At 75.7% G+C, this 2424-nt stretch carries 2 protein-coding genes; both read right to left on the reverse strand.

The window, feature by feature from the left end:
• Positions 1-87: 87 nt before the first annotated feature.
• Positions 88-243 (reverse strand): hypothetical protein, encoded by a 156-nt coding sequence (locus tag AB0C69_RS41210; RefSeq protein WP_345186938.1) that lies wholly within the window; start codon positions 241-243, stop codon positions 88-90.
• Positions 240-2117 carry a hypothetical protein gene (locus tag AB0C69_RS41215; protein WP_360362117.1) on the reverse strand — a complete coding sequence of 626 codons (1878 nt, stop codon included), beginning with the start codon at positions 2115-2117 and terminating at the stop codon, positions 240-242. The genes AB0C69_RS41210 and AB0C69_RS41215 overlap by 4 nt, the downstream gene beginning before the upstream one ends.
• Positions 2118-2424: the final 307 nt, after the last annotated feature.

The following is a 2424-nucleotide window of genomic DNA, read 5'->3' on the forward strand; positions in this document are numbered from 1 at the left end:
CCTACACCCCCGCCCCCCTCCTTACAAGCTATAACCGCGCGCCATGTTCGGGTTGGGTTTTTGTTTGTCCCCTCATGAGCGCAGAGTCTAGGGGGAGGGCGGCGGGTCGTCCGGCGGGTCCTCGCCGCGGCGGCGGTCCCGCCACACCACGAAGACGATCACCGCGACCACCACGAAGGTCGGCACGAAGAACGGCACCGCCGTGATGATCGGATGGGACGCCAGCACCCCCTGCGCCGTCATGCGCCCGCCTTCGCGGCCGACCCGTCCCGGGCCGCCCCGGCGGGCCCGGGACGCTCCGGCAGCCGCCGCGCGATCCGCGCCACGCCCCAGCCCAGCGACAGCACCAGCGCCAGGGTGCACAGCAGCACCACCGCCGAGCACGCCGCCCACAGCCAGCCCGGCACGTCGGTCTTCAGCTCACGCTGCAGGATGGTCCGCTCGCCCTGCAGGTCACGGGTGAAGCGCGGCGGCGCGGGCAGCTCCTTCGCGCCGATCGCCGGGTCGTCGGGCAGGTAGACCGGGACGCCCGCCAGCGTCCGCCCGTCGTGGACGCGCACCAGCGTCTTCCACTCGCCGTGCAGCGGCATCGGCTCGCTCGTGCGGTAGACGCCCTCGCGCACCCTGACCAGGCGGTCGACGTGCAGGCCCTGCCCCTGCCAGCCCGTCACCGTCACCCAGGCCGGGCCGTCGACGGCGTCCGCGGGGGAGAACTCGACGCGCGCGTCGGCGGTGCGGTGCGCGGCGTCGCCGCGGACGCCGGTGAGGGTGACGGTGGCCGTTCTGCCCTGCGGGACCGAGACGACCAGCCCGTTGGCGACCGCCGCCGCGACCGCCAGGATCGCCGCCGCGAAGAGCCCGCGCGCCACCGCCGGGCGCGGCGCCCGCCCGTGCAGCCCCTCGGCCAGCAGCGCCGCGCACAGCCCGCCCGCCACACCGCCCACCACGGCCATCGCCATGCCCTCGGCCACGATGTCCGGCGTCCACGGCAGCCGGAACGCCACCTGCCCGTAGGCGTACTCGGCGCCGAACCCGGCCGTGCCGATCAGCACGCCCGACACCGCGCCCAGCGCCAGCGGCCGCCGCGCCAGCGCCAGCGCCGCGACCTCCACGCACACCGCCTCGGCGAAGTACAGCGGCACCGCCGCCCACAGCTCCCCGATCACGCCGCCGACCAGGACCGACACCCCGCCGCGCACCAGCATGTAGAACACCACGGCGAAGACCGCGCCGCCGCGCCCGGCCCACAGCCGCGCCGCGACCAGCGCGCAGCCCGCCGCCAGCGCGATCAGCAGCGGCTGGTGGACGAGCCGGAACTGCGGCACCCCGAAGTCGTACTCGGCCTGGAACACCGACAGCCCGATCAGCAGCCCGCCCGCGTGCATGCAGCGCCGCACGTACCGCAGCCACCCCGGCGGCTGGCCGGCGTCCCCGCAGGCGCGGCGGCCCTCCCGCTCCAGCACCATCATCGCCACCAGCGACAGCCCCGCCCCGCCGATCAGCATCAGGTGCGTCGGCCCCCACAGCGTCACGTCCTGCCCGAAGATGCGGTGCCAGACGTCGTCGAGGGGGAACCCCAGCAGCGCGTAGAAGCCGGCGCCGGCCAGCAGCACGCCGCCAGCGGGGGCGTGCCAGTCCCGGGTGATCCGCACCGAGGCCGCGCCGGGGCGCTCGCCCCTGGGCAGCACGACGGCCAGCACCCCGGCGGTGAAGATGCCGAACAGCCCGATCAGGATGGGGTAGTGGGCGATGTTGGCCAGCGGCCCCTCGTCCCGGCCGTGCGAGATGTGCAGGGAGATGTCCCAGTACATTCCGAGCAGCGCGACCAGCAGCGACACCATCGCGACCGGGATCGGCAGCGCCGCCCACCCCGGGGTGCCGCGGCCCGGGCCGCGGGTCGCCAGGTCCGCCGCCCGCGCCAGGACGGTGACGCGGCCGCTGCGATGGCCCCAGCCGAGCACCAGCAGCACCGCCGTCAGGGCGGCCGCGGCGGTCGAGGCGATGAGGATCTGGTCGAGTGCCGCGCCGCCCGCCGGTTTGGCCGGCGCCGCGGCGAGCCGCGCCGCGACGCCCGCGCCGCCGATCGTCGCGCTCATGCCCGTCACGTGCTCCACCACCGCTGCTCCCTTGACGCGCGAACCAGGACGGCCCCGTACTGATCGGGGCGAACCCTCCAGCGGAGTATGCCACTTTCCAATGTGTCATTGTCTAGTGTCACACTTTGTGGTGTGCGACACCGGAACGGAAGGGGAGACATGCGGCGGACACGAGCGAGAGCGACCGCGGTGCTGGTCACGGCCACGGCCGCGCTGACGGCGGCGGCCGCCTGCGGAGAGCCCGCCTCACCGCCGTCAGGCGCGCGGACCGGTACGCCGCCCGCCGCGACGGGCGGCGCCCCCGCCGCGTCCGGGCGGGCGGCCGGCC

Source organism: Actinomadura sp. NPDC048032 (assembly GCF_040653175.1).
Classification (GTDB): Bacteria; Actinomycetota; Actinomycetes; order Streptosporangiales; family Streptosporangiaceae; genus Spirillospora; species Spirillospora verrucosospora.